12 protein-coding genes are annotated in these 14,887 nt (G+C 70.5%); 3 read left to right on the plus strand and 9 right to left on the minus strand.

Annotated features, from left to right (window positions below; translation table 11 throughout):
- Positions 1-72 precede the first annotated feature (72 nt).
- The 3 genes from gph to polA all read right to left on the minus strand — a co-directional run bounded on the left by gph (position 73) and on the right by polA (position 5,267).
- On the minus strand, positions 73-735 hold the full coding sequence (gph, locus tag ACQYVW_RS15965; protein WP_434947650.1) for a phosphoglycolate phosphatase: 663 nt from the start codon (positions 733-735) through the stop codon (positions 73-75).
- A gap of 52 nt (positions 736-787) precedes the next feature.
- Positions 788-1,864, minus strand: coding sequence for a DNA polymerase IV (dinB, locus tag ACQYVW_RS15970; RefSeq protein WP_434947651.1), 1,077 nt, complete (start codon positions 1,862-1,864; stop codon positions 788-790).
- Between the two features lie 625 nt (positions 1,865-2,489).
- The gene (gene polA, locus ACQYVW_RS15975) at positions 2,490-5,267 is read right to left on the minus strand and encodes a DNA polymerase I (RefSeq protein ID WP_434947652.1); all 2,778 of its coding nucleotides are present in this window, start codon (positions 5,265-5,267) and stop codon (positions 2,490-2,492) included.
- 264 nt (positions 5,268-5,531) lie between these two features.
- Between polA and ACQYVW_RS15980 the strand changes: the two genes are divergently transcribed.
- Positions 5,532-5,831: a DUF2782 domain-containing protein gene (locus ACQYVW_RS15980; protein ID WP_434947653.1), complete on the plus strand. Its 300-nt coding sequence runs from the start codon at positions 5,532-5,534 to the stop codon at positions 5,829-5,831.
- Between the two features lie 34 nt (positions 5,832-5,865).
- Positions 5,866-6,918, plus strand: coding sequence for an oxidoreductase (locus ACQYVW_RS15985; RefSeq protein WP_434947654.1), 1,053 nt, complete (start codon positions 5,866-5,868; stop codon positions 6,916-6,918).
- On the opposite strand, the gene ACQYVW_RS15990 is transcribed toward ACQYVW_RS15985, so the two are convergent.
- Positions 6,915-7,364, minus strand: a complete 450-nt coding sequence (locus ACQYVW_RS15990) for a universal stress protein (protein WP_434947655.1) — start codon at positions 7,362-7,364, stop codon at positions 6,915-6,917. The genes ACQYVW_RS15985 and ACQYVW_RS15990 overlap by 4 nt on opposite strands.
- A gap of 93 nt (positions 7,365-7,457) precedes the next feature.
- Entirely contained in the window at positions 7,458-8,363 is a 906-nt protein-coding gene (gene gnd, locus ACQYVW_RS15995; protein WP_434947656.1) for a phosphogluconate dehydrogenase (NAD(+)-dependent, decarboxylating), read from the minus strand.
- Between the two features lie 112 nt (positions 8,364-8,475).
- Here gnd and ACQYVW_RS16000 point away from each other — a divergent pair, with 112 nt between their 5' ends.
- Positions 8,476-8,742, plus strand: a complete 267-nt coding sequence (locus tag ACQYVW_RS16000) for a hypothetical protein (protein WP_434932819.1) — start codon at positions 8,476-8,478, stop codon at positions 8,740-8,742.
- A 199-nt stretch (positions 8,743-8,941) separates the two neighbouring features.
- Here ACQYVW_RS16000 and uvrD read toward each other — a convergent pair whose 3' ends face one another.
- The 4 genes from uvrD to ACQYVW_RS16020 form a co-directional block, all read right to left on the minus strand.
- The gene (gene uvrD / locus ACQYVW_RS16005; protein ID WP_434947657.1) at positions 8,942-11,122 is read right to left on the minus strand and encodes a DNA helicase II; all 2,181 of its coding nucleotides are present in this window, start codon (positions 11,120-11,122) and stop codon (positions 8,942-8,944) included.
- Positions 11,123-11,176: 54 nt separating this feature from the next.
- On the minus strand, positions 11,177-12,433 hold the full coding sequence (locus ACQYVW_RS16010) for a cation:proton antiporter (protein ID WP_434947658.1): 1,257 nt from the start codon (positions 12,431-12,433) through the stop codon (positions 11,177-11,179).
- Between the two features lie 79 nt (positions 12,434-12,512).
- Positions 12,513-13,184, minus strand: a complete 672-nt coding sequence (locus ACQYVW_RS16015) for a DUF6445 family protein (protein WP_434947659.1) — start codon at positions 13,182-13,184, stop codon at positions 12,513-12,515.
- 37 nt (positions 13,185-13,221) lie between these two features.
- Positions 13,222-14,853: a tryptophan halogenase family protein gene (locus tag ACQYVW_RS16020; protein ID WP_434947660.1), complete on the minus strand. Its 1,632-nt coding sequence runs from the start codon at positions 14,851-14,853 to the stop codon at positions 13,222-13,224.
- Positions 14,854-14,887: the final 34 nt, after the last annotated feature.

Consider the following 14,887-nt stretch of genomic DNA (forward strand, 5'->3'; position numbering starts at 1 on the left):
CTGCGAGCCTAGCGCCGTCCCGGGTGGAGGTGTTGTCAGCAGCCTGGCGCACCTGCTGACAGCGCCGCGGCCTCAGCCCTCGAACAGCGCGCGCAGGTCGGCGACCACGCGCCAGGCGCCGGCCGCTTCGAGATCGAAGTCGCGGCGGTAGCCGTAGTCCACCAGGGCCAGCGGCATGGCCGCCGCGGCCGCGGCATCGGCGTCGGTGCGCGAATCGCCGACCATCAGGCACGCGCGCGCCTCCAGCCCGAATCCTTCGGCGATGTGCAGCAAGGGGCGCGCCTCCGGCTTGCGCTCCGGCAGGCTGTCGCCACCGACGATCGCCTCGAAGCTGTCCTGCCAGCCCAGCGCATCGAGCAGCGGGGCGATGAAGCGTTCGGGCTTGTTGGTGCAAAGCGCGATCCGCACGCCCCGCGCCTGCAGCCCGCGCATCGCCTCGGCCGCGCCCGGGTAGGCTACCGCCTGGCGCGGCAGCGAATCGCCGTAGTGGCGCATCAGCAAGGCGTAGGCGCGCTCGAAGGCGTCGCCCTCGGGCACGGCGGCGCCGGCGTGTTCCAGCGCGCGCCGCAGCAGCAGGCGCGCCCCATCCCCGATCCAGCCACGCACGGTGGCCTCGTCCTGGGTGGCGTGGCCCAGGTCGGCCAGGGTGCGGTTCACCGCCTCGGCGATGCCGCCTGCGCTGTCGATCAGGGTGCCATCGAGGTCGAACAGGACGGCGTGGAAGGGGAACGTCATGCGCTAGGCACCGGCGGCCGGCGGACCAGTGTATTCGCCCGGCGCGGGCCGGTCAGGCGCTGGAGGCGGCCTCGAACAGCCGGGCCTGGACCGCGTACTCCGCCGGATCCTGGAAGTTGGACAGGCCCACGCCCACCAGGCGGTAGCGCGTGGCCTCGGGCAGCGCCACGCGGCCGAGCAGGGACAGGGCGATCGTGCTGAACTCGTCCAGCGACGCCGGCGGCGCATCCGGCGTGAGGCTGCGGCTCAGGATGCGGAACTGCGCGGTCTTGAGCTTGAGCACCACGGTACGGCCCACGCGCGGGGTCTTGCGCGTGGCGGTCCAGGCCTTCTCGGCCATCCGCCGCACGTGCGGCGCCAGTTCGTGCAGCGGCAGGTCCTGGGCGAAGGTGTCCTCAGCGGAGATCGACTGCACCGGCTGGTCGGGTTCGACCGGGCGCTCGTCGATGCCGCGCGCCCGCCGGTACAGGGAGCCGCCGTAACTGCCGAAGCGCGCCTGCAGCGCCTCCAGCGGCAGCGTGCGCAGGTCGCCCACCGTGCGCACGCCCAGTTCCTCCAGCTTGCCCTGCATCACCTTGCCCACGCCCGGGATCCGGCCCACCGGCAGCGGCGTCAGGAACGCTTCCACCCGCTCGGGCCGCACCACGAACAGGCCATCGGGCTTGTTCCAGTCCGAGGCGATCTTGGCGATGAACTTGTTCGGCGCCACCCCCGCCGAGGCGGTCAGCTGCGTTTCCTCGCGGATGCGCGCACGGATCGCCTGCGCCGTGGCGGTGGCGCTGGCCGAGTCGATCTTCGGGACGGTGACGTCCAGATAGGCCTCGTCCAGCGACAGCGGTTCGACCAGGTCGGTGTGTTCCAGGAAGATCGCGCGCACCTGGCGCGACACCGCCTTGTAGCGCGGGAAGTCCGGCGGCACGAATACCGCATCCGGGCACAGCCGCTCGGCGCGCATCGCGGGCATCGCCGAGCGCACGCCGTAGCGACGCGCCTCGTAGGACGCGGCGCACACCACCGAGCGCGCGCCACGCCAGGCCACGACCACGGGCCGGCCGCGCAGCGAGGGATCGTCGCGCTGTTCCACCGACGCGTAGAACGCGTCCATGTCGATGTGCAGGATCTTGCGCACGGCCGCGACATTCTATTCGCCGGGCCTGGGGCCGCGGGTCCCGGCAGGCTGTCTCGCGTGGTCCGGAAATGGCCGTCCTGCCCCGACGGCGACCGCAGGTGGAACGCCACGATCTGCAATCCGCCGCGCGCGCCCGTCCCGACCTTGCGGGCCGCAGGCCGCGGAGGGCGAGCCTGCGTGGCGCAGGTCTACGCGACGTGACGCAGGCTTGCAGCGCGCGCCGCGCAGCGGATCGCGCGGATCGCGTTCAGTCCCACCGGCAACGCCTGCACTCGGGCGACCCATCGCCGACGCGCCCCGCGGCCGCATCGAGGCCGTCCTGGCTCAGCCTTGTCGGCAGACGCGCATAAAAAAGCCCCGCAGGCAGGGGGGGCCGGCGGGGCTCGGGGAACGGGACTCGGGGAGAAGTCTTACGTTCCGGATCTGCTCCAGGGGATGGGAGGAGATCAGCGACAGACCTTGCATCTGTCGCGAACTATATGACCACCACGAACATTGAGAGTTCGTGAAGATAGCGCTACCCCTCCGGAAGAATTCAGCCCGCGTTTACCTCGTCGCGAACACGCCGAAAAGCGGATTGGTGGCGCCTGTCACGGAAACCGGTCAACTGGAGCACAAGCGGCGATCAATGCGCCTCGTCCCAGTCGGCGCCGATGCCCGAATCGACCACCAGCGGAACACGCAGTTCCGCTGCTGCGGACATTCTCGCCGGCACTTCCCGCAGCAAGGTGTCGGCGAAACCCTGGTCCACCTCGAACACCAGTTCGTCGTGCACCTGCAGGATCATCTGCGCCGCGCCGCCCTGCCCGGCCAGCCAGCCGTCGATGTCGATCATCGCCCGCTTGATGATGTCTGCCGCGGTGCCCTGCATCGGCGCGTTGATCGCAGCGCGTTCGGCGCCCGCCCGCTGGGCCTGGTTGCCCCGCTGGATGTATTCCAGGTACAGCCGCCGGCCGAACACCGTTTCCACGTAGCCCTGTTCGCGCGCCTGCTGGCGGGTGCGTTCCATGAAATCGCGCACGCCCGGATAGCGCGAGAAGTAGGTGGCGATGTATTCCTGCGCCTCGCCGCGACCGATCCCCAGGTTGCGGGCCAGGCCGAAGGCGCCCATGCCGTACATCAGGCCGAAGTTGATCGCCTTGGCCGCGCGCCGCTCGTTCGCGCTCACTTCCTCGAGGCGGCGGCCGAACACCTCGGCGGCCGTGGCGCGATGGATGTCGGCGTCGGCCGAGAACGCCTCCAGCAACCCGGCGTCGCCCGAGAGGTGGGCCATGATCCGCAGCTCGATCTGCGAGTAGTCGCAGGCCACCAGGCGCCGCCCGGGGGGGGCAACGAAGGCCTTGCGGATGCGGCGCCCGTCCTCGGTGCGGATCGGGATGTTCTGCAGGTTCGGATCGCTCGAGGCCAGGCGGCCGGTGGCGGCGCCGGCCTGGTGATAGCTGGTGTGCACCCGGCCGGTATCCGGATTGATCATCTCCGGCAGCTTCTCGGTATAGGTGCTGCGCAGCTTGGCCAGACCCCGGTATTCCAGGATCAGCCGCGGCAGCTCGTGCTGGTCGGCGATGGCCTCCAGCGCCTCCTCGTTGGTGCTGGGCTGGCCCTTGGGCGTCTTCACCAGCGCCGGCAGGCCAAGCTCATCGAACAGCAGCGCCTGCAGCTGCTTGGGCGAGTCGAGGTTGAAGCTGCGCCCGGCTACCTCGGTGGCCTTCTGCTGGGCGGCGAGCATGCGCCGCGACAGGTCGGCGGTCTGGCGCCGAAGTTCGTCCGCATCGACCATCACCCCGTTGGCCTCGATCCGAGCGAGCACCTGCACCAGCGGCATCTCGATCGCGCGGTAGACCGCCTGCAGCGACGGCGTCGCGTCCAGTTGCGCCGACAGCTGGCCGTGCAGGCGCAGGGTGATGTCGGCATCCTCCGCCGCGTAGCGCGTCGCGTCGTCGATGGCGACGGCGTTGAACGGGATCTGCTTCGCGCCCTTGCCCGCAACCGCCTCGTAAGGGACGGTCTCGTAGCCGAGCAGGCGCCGGGCCATCGAATCCATGTCGTGGCGCTGGCTGGAGTTGAGCACGAAGCTCTCCAGCATCGTGTCCTCGGCGTAGCCGCGCACCTCGATGCCCAGGCGCCGGAAGATGTGCAGGTCGTATTTGCCGTGCTGGCCGATCTTGCGCACGCCGGCGTCCTCGAGCAGCGGGCGCAACGCTTCCAGCGCGGCCTGGCGGTCGATCTGGGCCGGGACGCCGGGGTAGTCGTGGCCCAGCGGCAGGTAGGCCGCGACGCCGGATTCGGCGGCGAAGCTGACGCCGACCAGATTGGCGCGCAGCGGATCGAGCGAATCGGTCTCGGTATCGAGCGCGAAGCAGCCAGCCCGGCGCAGCGACTCGATCCAGGCCGCCAGGCGCTCCATGTCGAGCAGGGCCTCGTGGCGGCCGGGCGCGGCCAGCGATGGATCGGGCGGCGGTGCATCCTCGGGGGCCGGGGCGGCATAGCGGCCGGTGCCGCGCGCGCGGCCAGGCTCCTTCTCCACCGCATCGGCGGCGCTGCCGCCCTCGAGTTCCTTGAGCGCCTGGTTGAAGCCGTAGCGGGCGTAGAGTTCGCGCAGGGCATCGGTATCGCGCTCGCGCAGCGCGAGCGTGCGCGGCGTGACCGGCAGCTCCACATCGGTCCGGATGGTGGCCAGCTGCCGGCTCAGCGGCAGTTGCACCAGCGCCTCGCGCAGGCTTTCGCCGATCTTGCCCTTCACCGCGTCGGCGCCGGCGATCACCGCGTCCAGGCTGCCGTGCTCGGCCAGCCACTTGGCGGCGGTCTTGGGCCCGCATTTGGGGACGCCGGGAATGTTGTCGACGCTGTCGCCCATCAGCGCGAGCATGTCGACGATCTGGTCCGGGCGCACGCCGAACTTCGCCATCACCGCCTCGACGCTGTCCAGGCGGCTGCCTGTCATGGTGTTGACCAATTCCACCAGGCCCTGCCCCGGGGCCGGCTCGCGCACCAGCTGGGCGAAATCCTTGTCGCTGGTGGAAATGGTGACGTCAATACCCTCGGCAGCGCCCTGCAGCGCCAGGGTGCCGATCACGTCGTCGGCCTCCACGCCCGGCTCGCGCAGGATGGTGAAGCCCAGCGCCTCGACGATGCGGCACATCGGCTCGACCTGCGCGCGCAGGTCGTCGGGCATCGGCGGGCGATTGGCCTTGTACAGCGGATACAGCGCCTCGCGGAAGGTCGGGCCGCTGGCATCGACCACGAAGGCGGCGTAGTCCGGCCGCTCCTTGAGCGTGGCGCGCAGCATGTTGACCACGCCGAACAGCGCGCCGGTGGGCTCGCCCTCGCCATTGGTCAGCGGCGGCAGCGCGTGGAAGGCGCGGAACAGGTAGGAGGAACCGTCGATGAGTACGAGTCTGGGCATCGCTGGATTCTACGCGCCGGTCGCCGGGGCCGATTCACGGGAGCGAAGCGCGACCGCGTCCGGGGCGCCGCGTCACCCGCCGGGCGCCCGCATCCGGCCGCGACCGGTCTCGCGCAGGCAAGCGACGCCGTCAGCGAGATGTCGCCCCTCCGCCTGGCCATCGGCGTGGAAGGATCGGCGGCCCGGTGGCGATCGGAGGGCCCGTTCGCGCAGTCGCCATCAGCGCCGCGCATAATGGACCTCCCGCCACACCGGAAGACCGCCATGCACGCCAGCCGCCTGTCCATGCCCGTCCTGCTGTCGGCGCTGCTGGCGCTGGGCGCCTGTGCGACCACCGTCGACCCGGGCGCGGTGGAGATTCCGCCCGGTGCCGAGGAGAACGTGCGCACCGAAGCCAATGGCGACGTGGTCACCGAATACCGCGTGGGCGGCGAGCTGCGCGTGGTCCAGGTGCAGCCTTCGCGCGGCCCGGCCTACTACCTGTACGTGCGCGACGGCCAGGTGCTGTCGACCCGCGAGGGCGACAACCCGCCGCAGACCTATTTCAAGCTGTTCGGCTGGTGAGGCGCCGGCACTGCCGCGCGGCGGGGTTGTCGGCATGACGCGGCCGCTCGATGTCGCCCTGGTCGGTTACGGCTACGCGGGACGGGTGTTCCATGCGCCGCTGATCGTCCATACGCCCGGACTGCGGCTGCATACCGTCGTCTCCAGCGATCCGGCGCGCGTGCATGCCGATCATCCGCAGGCCAGGGTGGTGGCCGACCCTGCCGAGGCCTTCGCCACGTCCGGCATCGATCTGGTGGTCATCGCCGCGCCCAACCAGGTGCATGCGCCGCTGGCGATCGATGCGCTGCGCGCGGGCCGCCACGTGCTGGTCGACAAGCCCTTCGCCACCACGCTGGAGGAGGCGCGCGGCATGGTCGCGGCAGCCGAGTCGGCGGGCCGCATCGCCAGCGTGTTCCAGAACCGCCGCTGGGACGCGGACTTCCTGGCGCTACGCGCCCTGCTCGACTCCGGCGCCCTGGGCGATGTGGCGGAGCTGCATTCGCATTTCGACCGTTTCCGCCCGGAGGTGCCCGACCGCTGGCGCGAACGTCCCGGCCCCGGCGCAGGCCTGTGGTTCGACCTCGGCCCGCACCTGGTCGACCAGGCGCTGCAGCTGTTCGGCCTCCCGCTGTCGGTGCAGGCGGATATCGCCGCCCAGCGTACGGGGGCCCGGGTGGACGACTTCTTCCACGTGCTGCTGCGCTATCCGCGCATGCGCGCGGTCCTGCACGCTGGCGCGCTGGTGCCGGCCGGCACGCTGCGCTTCGCTGTGCACGGCAGCCGCGGCAGTTTCCTCAAGCACGGACTGGACGCGCAGGAGGCCGCGCTGCGCGCCGGCACCGCCCCCGGCGCACCGGGATGGGGACAGGATCCGCGGCCCGGCACCCTGGTGTCGGTCGATGCCGAGGGTCGCAGCGACGAACGCCCGGTTCCGGGCCCGCCCGGCGACTATCGCGCCTGCTACGCGGCGATGCGCGAGGCGATCCTCGGGCACGGCGAGCCGCCGGTCAGCCTGGCCGAGGCACTGGACGTGATGCGCGTGCTCGAGGCGGGCTGCGAGAGCGCCCGCAGCGGCCGCGCGATCCCGCTGCAGGCGGGGCGCTAGCGCACCACCAGCACCGGCAGGTGGCCGCGGCTGACCACGGACTGGGTCTGGCTGCCCAGCAGCAGCTTGCGCAGGCCGCGGTGGCCGTGCGAGGCCATCACGATCAGGTCGGCGCCGCAGCTTTCGGCAGTTTCCAGAATGGCCTCGTCGGCCAGACGTTCGGCCACGTAGCGGGCGGCCAGCTCGACCCCACTGCGCGCCGCGCGCGCCTGCGCGTCGTCGATGACCGCCTGCGCCCGGACCTGCTGCTCCCTGCGACGCTCCTCACGCAATTCCGCGCCCAACGCCAGGCCGGACGGCTCGGCGGCCATCACCGCCTGCCAGGGATCGGACACGGTCACAAGGGTGGCCTTCGCCTTCAGCGCACTGGCCAGGGCCAGCCCCGCGTCGAGACCCTTGCCGGCCAGGGCCGATCCGTCGCTGGCGATCAGGATGTGCCTGTACATGGAACACCTCCGTTGTCATGGGTGCCCCATGGCACCATGCCTCGGACGGACCTGCATTGATCAGGGACAAGGCCGACGCCGATGCCGGGGCGCTCAGCGCGGTTTGACGCCGTGGCCGCCGAAGCCGGCCCGCATCGCCGCCAGCATCCTGTCGGCATAGGCGTTGTCCTGGCGCGAACGCAGGCGTTCGATCAGCGACTGGGTGATCACCGGCGCCGGCACGTCCAGTTCGATCGCCTCGGCCACCGTCCAGCGCCCTTCGCCCGAGTCCGGCACCCAGGGCGCGATCCCGTCCAGCGTCGGATTCTCGGCCAGCGCGGCGGCGGTGATGTCGAGCAGCCACGACCGCACCACGCTGCCGTGCCGCCACAATTCGGCCAGGCCGGCGATGTCGGATACCAGTTCCGGACGGCGCTCCAGGATCGCAAAGCCCTCGGCATAGGCCTGCATCATTCCGTACTCGATGCCGTTGTGGATCATCTTCGCGTAATGGCCGGCGCCACTGGGCCCGACATGCGCCCAGCCCCGCTCGGGCGACGGCGCCAGCGAGCGGAACAGCGGCGCCAGCGCAGTGGCGGCGTCGGCGTCGCCGCCGACCATGAGGCTGTAGCCTTCGTCGAGCCCCCAGATGCCGCCGCTTGTGCCGACGTCGACGTAGGCGATGCCGGCCTCGCGCAGTTCCGCGGCGCGGCGCTGGCTGTCGCGATAGAAGGAATTGCCGCCGTCGATCAGCACATCGCCGGCAGACAGCAACGGGCGCAGCGTGGCGATGGTCGCATCGACCACGGCGCCGGCGGGAACCATCATCCACAGCGCGCGCGGCGTGCCACTGCGCTCGACCAGCAGTTCGGCCGTGTCCTCGGTGGCGATGCCGTCCGCCGCCAGCGCCGCGCGCGCCTCCGGCGACGGATCGAAGCCGGCGACCTCGTGCCCATCGCGATGCAGACGCCTCGCCATGTTCGCGCCCATCCGGCCCAGTCCGATCATGCCCAGTTGCATCGAAAGCTCCTTGCCTGGTGTCAGTGGATGATGATGCACCAGCCGCGGTACGCGGCCTGCGGCATCGCAACGGAGCATCCTGCGCCTTGCGGGTTTCACATAGCGTGCAGGCGTGCACCGCAACACTGCCGGTATGTACGGACGCGAGCGACGCAGGCGCCACGACAAGGATCCGCGCGCGCTGCGCGAAGGTTTGACGGCTGCGCAACTGGAAGCTCTCAGGACCCTGGAACACTTCCACTGGACCCTGGAATTCGTGCGGCGTCCGATGTTCGAGGACCCTATTCCGGTGGTGATCGACCGCTATGGCGAGCGCTATGCAGTGCTGCGGGCCGACGGCAGCCTGGACGAGTCGCCCGGCTTCCGGATCCGCAAGTAACGCGGAGCGGGGCCGCCTCCGCCAAGACCTGGCCAAGTGTCCTCGACCGTGGTGTGCGGAGACCATGTGCCGCAGCCTGTCGCGCCATCGCCTGTCGCCCGGCGGAGATGGCGCCATGGCCGGCGGAGGCCCGCCCACGACGGCGTGTCGTCGCGAGGCAGGCGGGAACCCGCAGCCTCGCCCACGTGTCGCGGGGCGGCTAGGCGGGCGTCAGGTTGGCATACGCCAGCACCAGCCACTTCGACCCCACCTCGTCGAAGTTGACCTGCACGCGCGCGTGCGCGCCGCCGCCCTCCAGATCGGTGACGACACCGCTGCCGAACTTGGCATGCACCACGCTCTGGCCCAGGCGCAGGCCGGGAGACTGGTCCAGCGACGCATGACCCCAGTCGCGGCGCGGCTGCGGGGCGAACGCGGGCCGCGAAACCTGGACGCGCGGGCGCACTTCGTTGAGCAGCGCCGGCGGGATCTCGCGCAGGAAGCGCGAGGGCAGGCCGTACATGTCCTGGCCGTGCAGGCGCCGCGACTCGGCGTAACTGAGCACCAGCTTCTGCCGCGCCCGGGTGATGCCGACATAGGCCAGCCGACGCTCCTCCTCCAGCCGTCCGCTCTCCTCGATCGAGCGCGCGTTGGGGAACAGCCCTTCCTCCATCCCCGCCAGGAACACCAGCGGGAATTCCAGGCCCTTGGCGCTGTGCAGGGTCATCAGCTGCACGCCATCCTCGCCCGCCTGGGCCTGTCCTTCGCCGGCTTCCAGCGATGCGTAGGCGAGGAAGGCCACCAGCTCGCTGAGCTGCGCGGCATCCTCCTCGTCGCCCTTGACGAACCGCGAGGCCACCGACACCAGTTCGTCGAGGTTGTCCACGCGTGAATCGGCCGCGCCCTTGGACTCGTTGGTGTAATGCACGCGCAGCCCCGAACGCAGCAGCACGTGGTCGATCTTGTCCTTGAGCGGCAGCTCGGCCACTTCGGCCTCGAGCGCATCGATGAGCGCATGGAAGCCGGCCAGCGCATTGCGCGCACGCGCCTGCAGTGCGCCCGCCTGCTGCACGCGCAGCGAAGCCTCCCACAGTGCGATGCCGCTGGCGCGGGCCTGGCGCCGCACCTCGTCGAGCGTGCGATCGCCGATCCCCCTGGCGGGCGTGTTCACCGCCCGCTCGAACGCCGCATCATCGGCGCGGTTGGCCACCAGGCGCAGATAGGCCAGCGTGTCCTTGACCTCGGCGCGCTCGAAGAAGCGCACGCCGCCGTACACCCGGTACGGTACCTGCTCGGCCAGCAGGGCCTCTTCGAAGGCGCGCGACTGCGCGTTGCTGCGGTAGAGGATGGCGCAATCGCCGTGGCTGCCGCCGCCCTGCACCCACTGGGCGATGCGCTCGATCACGAAGCGCGACTCGTCGATCTCGTTGTAGGCGGCGTACAGGTCGATCGGCTCGCCCTCGCCGCTGTCGGTCCACAGCTGCTTGCCCAGGCGCTCGGGGTTGTGCGCGATCACCGCGTTGGCCGCGCCCAGGATGTTGGCGCTGGAGCGGTAGTTCTGCTCCAGGCGGATCGTGCGCGCGCCCGGGTAATCGCGCAGGAAACGCTGCATGTTCTCGACCTTGGCGCCGCGCCAGCCGTAGATCGACTGGTCGTCGTCGCCAACCACGAACACCTGGCCCTGGTCGCCCGCCAGCAGTCGCACGAAACCGTACTGGATCGCGTTGGTGTCCTGGAACTCGTCGACCAGCAGCTGGCCGAAGCGCTGGCGGTAGTGCGCCAGCAGCGCGGCGTTGTCGCGCAGCAGCTCGTGCGCGCGTAGCAGGATCTCGGCGAAGTCCACCAGCCCGGCGCGGTCGCAGCGCTCCTGGTAGAGCGCGTAACTCTTGAGCATCACCTCCGACCACTCGTCGCCGCCGGACTGGATGTGCTGCGGGCGCCGCCCCTCGTCCTTCTGCGCATTGATCCACCAGGCGATCTGCCGTGGCGGGAAGCGGGCCTCGTCGAACTCCAGCTGCTGCACCACGCGCTTGACCAGGCGCAGCTGGTCGTCCGAGTCCAGGATCTGGAAGCCTTCCGGCAGCCTCGCGTCCTGCCAGTGCAGGCGCAGCAGGCGGTGGGCCAGGCCGTGGAAGGTGCCGATCCACAGGCCGCGCGCGCCGTTGCGCAGCTGTCCGCCGATGCGGTGACGCATCTCGGCCGCCGCCTTGTTGGTGAAGGTGACGGCGAAGATGCCGTGCACGGGCACGCCCATCACCTCGTGCAGCCAGGCGATGCGGTGGGTGAGCACGCGGGTCTTGCCGCTGCCGGCGCCGGCCAGGACCAGATAATGGCCGGGCGGCGCGGACACGGCTTCGCGCTGGGCCGGGTTCAGCCCATCGAGCAGGTGGGAAACATCCATGTGCCTATTCTAGGCGACCGCAGTCGCAGCCCCTGGAACGGCTGCCCCGGCCGATCAGGAACCGCGTTCAGCCGCGGCCGGGAGCGCTTGCGCGCCTCGGCCGCGATAGAGCAGGGCCAGCAGCGGAGAGGCCATCACCGTCGTCGCCAGGGTCATCGCGAACAGCATCGTGAACAGCTCCGGCCCGATCAGGCCGGCGTCGTAGCCGATCTTGATCACGATCAGTTCCATCAGCCCGCGCGCGTTCATCAGCGACCCCACCGCGATGCTGTCGCGCCAGCCGTAGCCGCTCAGGCGGGCGCCTGCGGCGCAACCAGCCACCTTGCCGGCGATGGCCACCAGCAGGATCAGCGCGAATGCCCCCGGCCCCGCCCCACCGAACGCCTCGGGCGTGGTGTGCTGTCCGGCCAGCACGAACACCACCGGCATCAGCAGGCCGACCGCCAGCGGCTCGATGCCGCGCGTGAACCAGCGCACCAGGCGATCGTCGCGCGGCAGGCAGACCCCGAACAGGAAGGCCCCGAAGATGGCATGCAGGCCGACCCACTCGGCGAACGCGGCGCAGGCCAGCAGCCCAAGCAACACCGGCACGAGCGTCCCCGGCGAAGGGGCTCCTTCAAGCGTGGCCGGACGCAGCAGGCGCGCGCACAGCGGCCTGAGCAGGAGGAAGATGGCAGCGACCAGGGCCGCGGCGCCCACGACAGTCGACCCGACCGCCATGACCGGGCCGCCACCGGCCAGCGCCAGCACCGCGGCCAGGAGGATCCACACACAGCCATCGTCGATCGCCGCCGCGCCCAGGGCCAGGCGTCCGGGCGTCGAGCGCACCATGTCCCGATCCTTGAGGATGCGCGCCAGCACAGGGAACGCGGTGACCGAGATCGCCGCCGCGACGAACAGTGCGAACGGCCAGTAGCGCACACCCTCCGGCGCGAAGTGCCGGTACAGCAAGGGCGCGACCGCCAATCCCAGCGCGAGCGGCACGGCGATGCCGAAACCGCCGACCGACACCGCGGCGCGCACCTGGTGGCGATTTCCCTCGGGCCCGCGCAACTCCACGCCGACGATGAACATGAACAGGGTGACGCCCAGTGTTCCCAGTCCCGACAGGACCGGCAGCGAGGACGCAGGAAACACCGCAGCGTGCGCATCCGGCAGCCACGCGCCGAACACCAGCGGCCCAAGCAGCAGCCCCGCCGCCATCTCGCCGATCACCGGCGGCTGGCCGAGGTGGCGCAGCACAGCACCGCAGAGCCTGGCGGAGGCGAGCACCAGTACCAGCTGGAGCAGAAGCAGCAGCATTGCGCTCACGGCCGGCGCGCCTGCGCCGCGCTGTGCGGCGGGGATCGCGGCCTGTCGCCCGGGCGCTGCGAGCGATGGCGCACGGCGCTCACTCCAGCACGTCGATGAAGCTGTTGATCGAAAGCCGGCCGGCCTGGACGTCGGCCGGCGGCACGCGTGCGCTGTCGATATTGCCCGAATGCAGGGAGTTGCGCCGGTAGACCAGCATGCGGTTGAAGACCCCGTCGACGCTGTGCACCCGCTCGAACAGCGGCGAGTCGCCGTTGATATAGCCCGGCCCGACGGCGTCGGCCTGTTGCGCCTCCTCGCGCAGGCGATCGAAGTACGGGCCGCTGCGCGCCTCGTCCACGACTTCGAAGCCTGTGGCCCGATGCCGGTAGAACGCGGTGCCGCCCCAGTCGCCGCGGAACAGGTAGTGCACGGTGGCCAGGCCGTTGGCCTGGACCGAATCCACGTGCGGCACGCGCTGCAGGAAGTTCAGCCGCTCCGGCGGCAGGCTGACCAGCGAGTAGTGGCACATCGGGAAGGCCAGGCGCGCCTGGCCGGGCAGGCCGAAATGGGCGGCCAGCAGCGGACGCAGCAGCTTTTCCAGGAACACTTCATAGGACAGCGGCGCGCGGATGCGCAGGCCCGGGAACAGCGTGCCCTGCGGCGCAAAATGCCCGCGTCCGGCCTTGCGCACCAGCCGGTCGGGATCGGCCACCGCCTGGTCGATAACCAGCAGCGGCGCGCCTTCGGTGCCGATCCGGTGCGTCTGCATGCGCAGACCGGGATGCGGCTGGATCAGCACTGGCCCGTCACCCGGCCAGCTCGCCGCCGACGCCGGCGATCGTTCCGGTGATGCGCGCATGAGCGCGGGCGCGCTCGTACATCAGTTCCCAGGCCGAGGGCGGTGCCTTGCAATAGCTGTCGAGGAACTGCTGGTGGCTGGGCATGGCCGCCACGGCGCGCTCGATCGGCTGGCGGATGCCGTCGAACAGGCGCTTGAGCGCGTCGTCGGCCAGCGTGCGTGCGATGGGGTGGTGCGACTTCGGAACCACCCCCTGTCCGAGCATGCAATGCGTCCAGGAATCGAGCCGGAACAGCTCGTCCTCGCCCTGCAGCGCATGCGCGCGATCGCGGAACATCTGGATGCGATGGGCGATCTCCGGCGGCAGGCTCATGTGCCGGACCTGCTGCCACATCGGTTCGTCGCGCTGGTTGAGGTGGTAGTGCAGGATGATGAAGTCGCGCACATGTTCCATCTCCGCGCGGCTGATGTCGTTGTAGCGCTGCACCATCGACTCGTCGACGCCCTCGTCCGGGAACAGCTTGAGCAGGCGCGCCACGCCGCTGAGCGTGAGGTGGATACTGGTGGACTCGAGCGGTTCGATGAAACCGCTGGCCAGGCCCAGGGCGATCACGTTCTTGTTCCAGGCCTTGCGTCGGCGGCCGGTGCGGAACGGGATGATCCAGGGATCGCGCAGCGGCCTGGCGGGGTTCTCGGCCAGCAGCTTCGCGGTGGCCTCGTCGTCGGACATGTGCGCGTCGGAGAACACGATCCCGCAGCCGATGCGGTGCTGCAGCGCGATCTTCCAGTGCCAGCCGGCCTCGTGCGCGATGGCGCGGGTGTACGGCACGGCGGGTCCGTCGGCTTCGGTCTGCAGCGCAACAGCGCGATTGCTGGGCAGCCAGTTGTTCCAGTCTTCGTATCCCGTGTGCAGCGCCTGCTCGCTCAGCACGGCGCGGCCGCCGGTGCAGTCGATGAACAGGTCGCCTTCGACCACGCTGCCGTTGTCCAGCACGAGCGCCTCGATGTAGCCGCTCTCCGGATGCTGGCGCACCTGCTGGATCTTGCCCTCGATGCGGCGCAGCCCCTGGCGCTCGGCGCGCTCGCGCATGTAGGCCGCGTACAGCCCCGCGTCGAAATGGTAGGCGTAGTTCACCTCCAGCCGGTCGGGCGACATCGCCTGGTTGGCCCATCGGGTGGACCATTGCTGCCCCCCGCTGTTGTGATGGGTGAGTGCGAACCGGTCGACCCGGGAGGCCACCGTCTCCAGGCAGAAGTCGCCAAGTTCCGTCTTCAGCCCCCGGCGCAGGCTGTCGAGCCAGAAATGATGGAACTCCGCCGCCCAGGAGCCGAGGCCGGTCAGACCGAAAGGATGGAAGTAGCGCGAGCCCGGTCGCAGCCAGTTCTCGAAGGAGATGGACAGCTTGAAGCTCGCCGCCACCGAACTCATGAATTCGCGCTCGTCGATCCCCAGCAGGCGGTGGAAGGTCCGGATCGTCGGAATGGTGGATTCGCCCACGCCCACGGTGCCGATCTGCTCCGACTCCACCAGCGTGACCTGGAGCATGTCGCGGAACTGGTGGGTCAGCGCGCAGGCGGCCACCCAGCCCGCCGTGCCACCGCCGGCGATGACGACGCGCCTGATCCTGCCCTGTGTCATGTTTCCTGCCCCCTTGGCTGCAATGACCGCTGTG

The organism is Luteimonas campi (genome assembly GCF_051162505.1).
Lineage (GTDB): Bacteria > Pseudomonadota > Gammaproteobacteria > Xanthomonadales > Xanthomonadaceae > Luteimonas.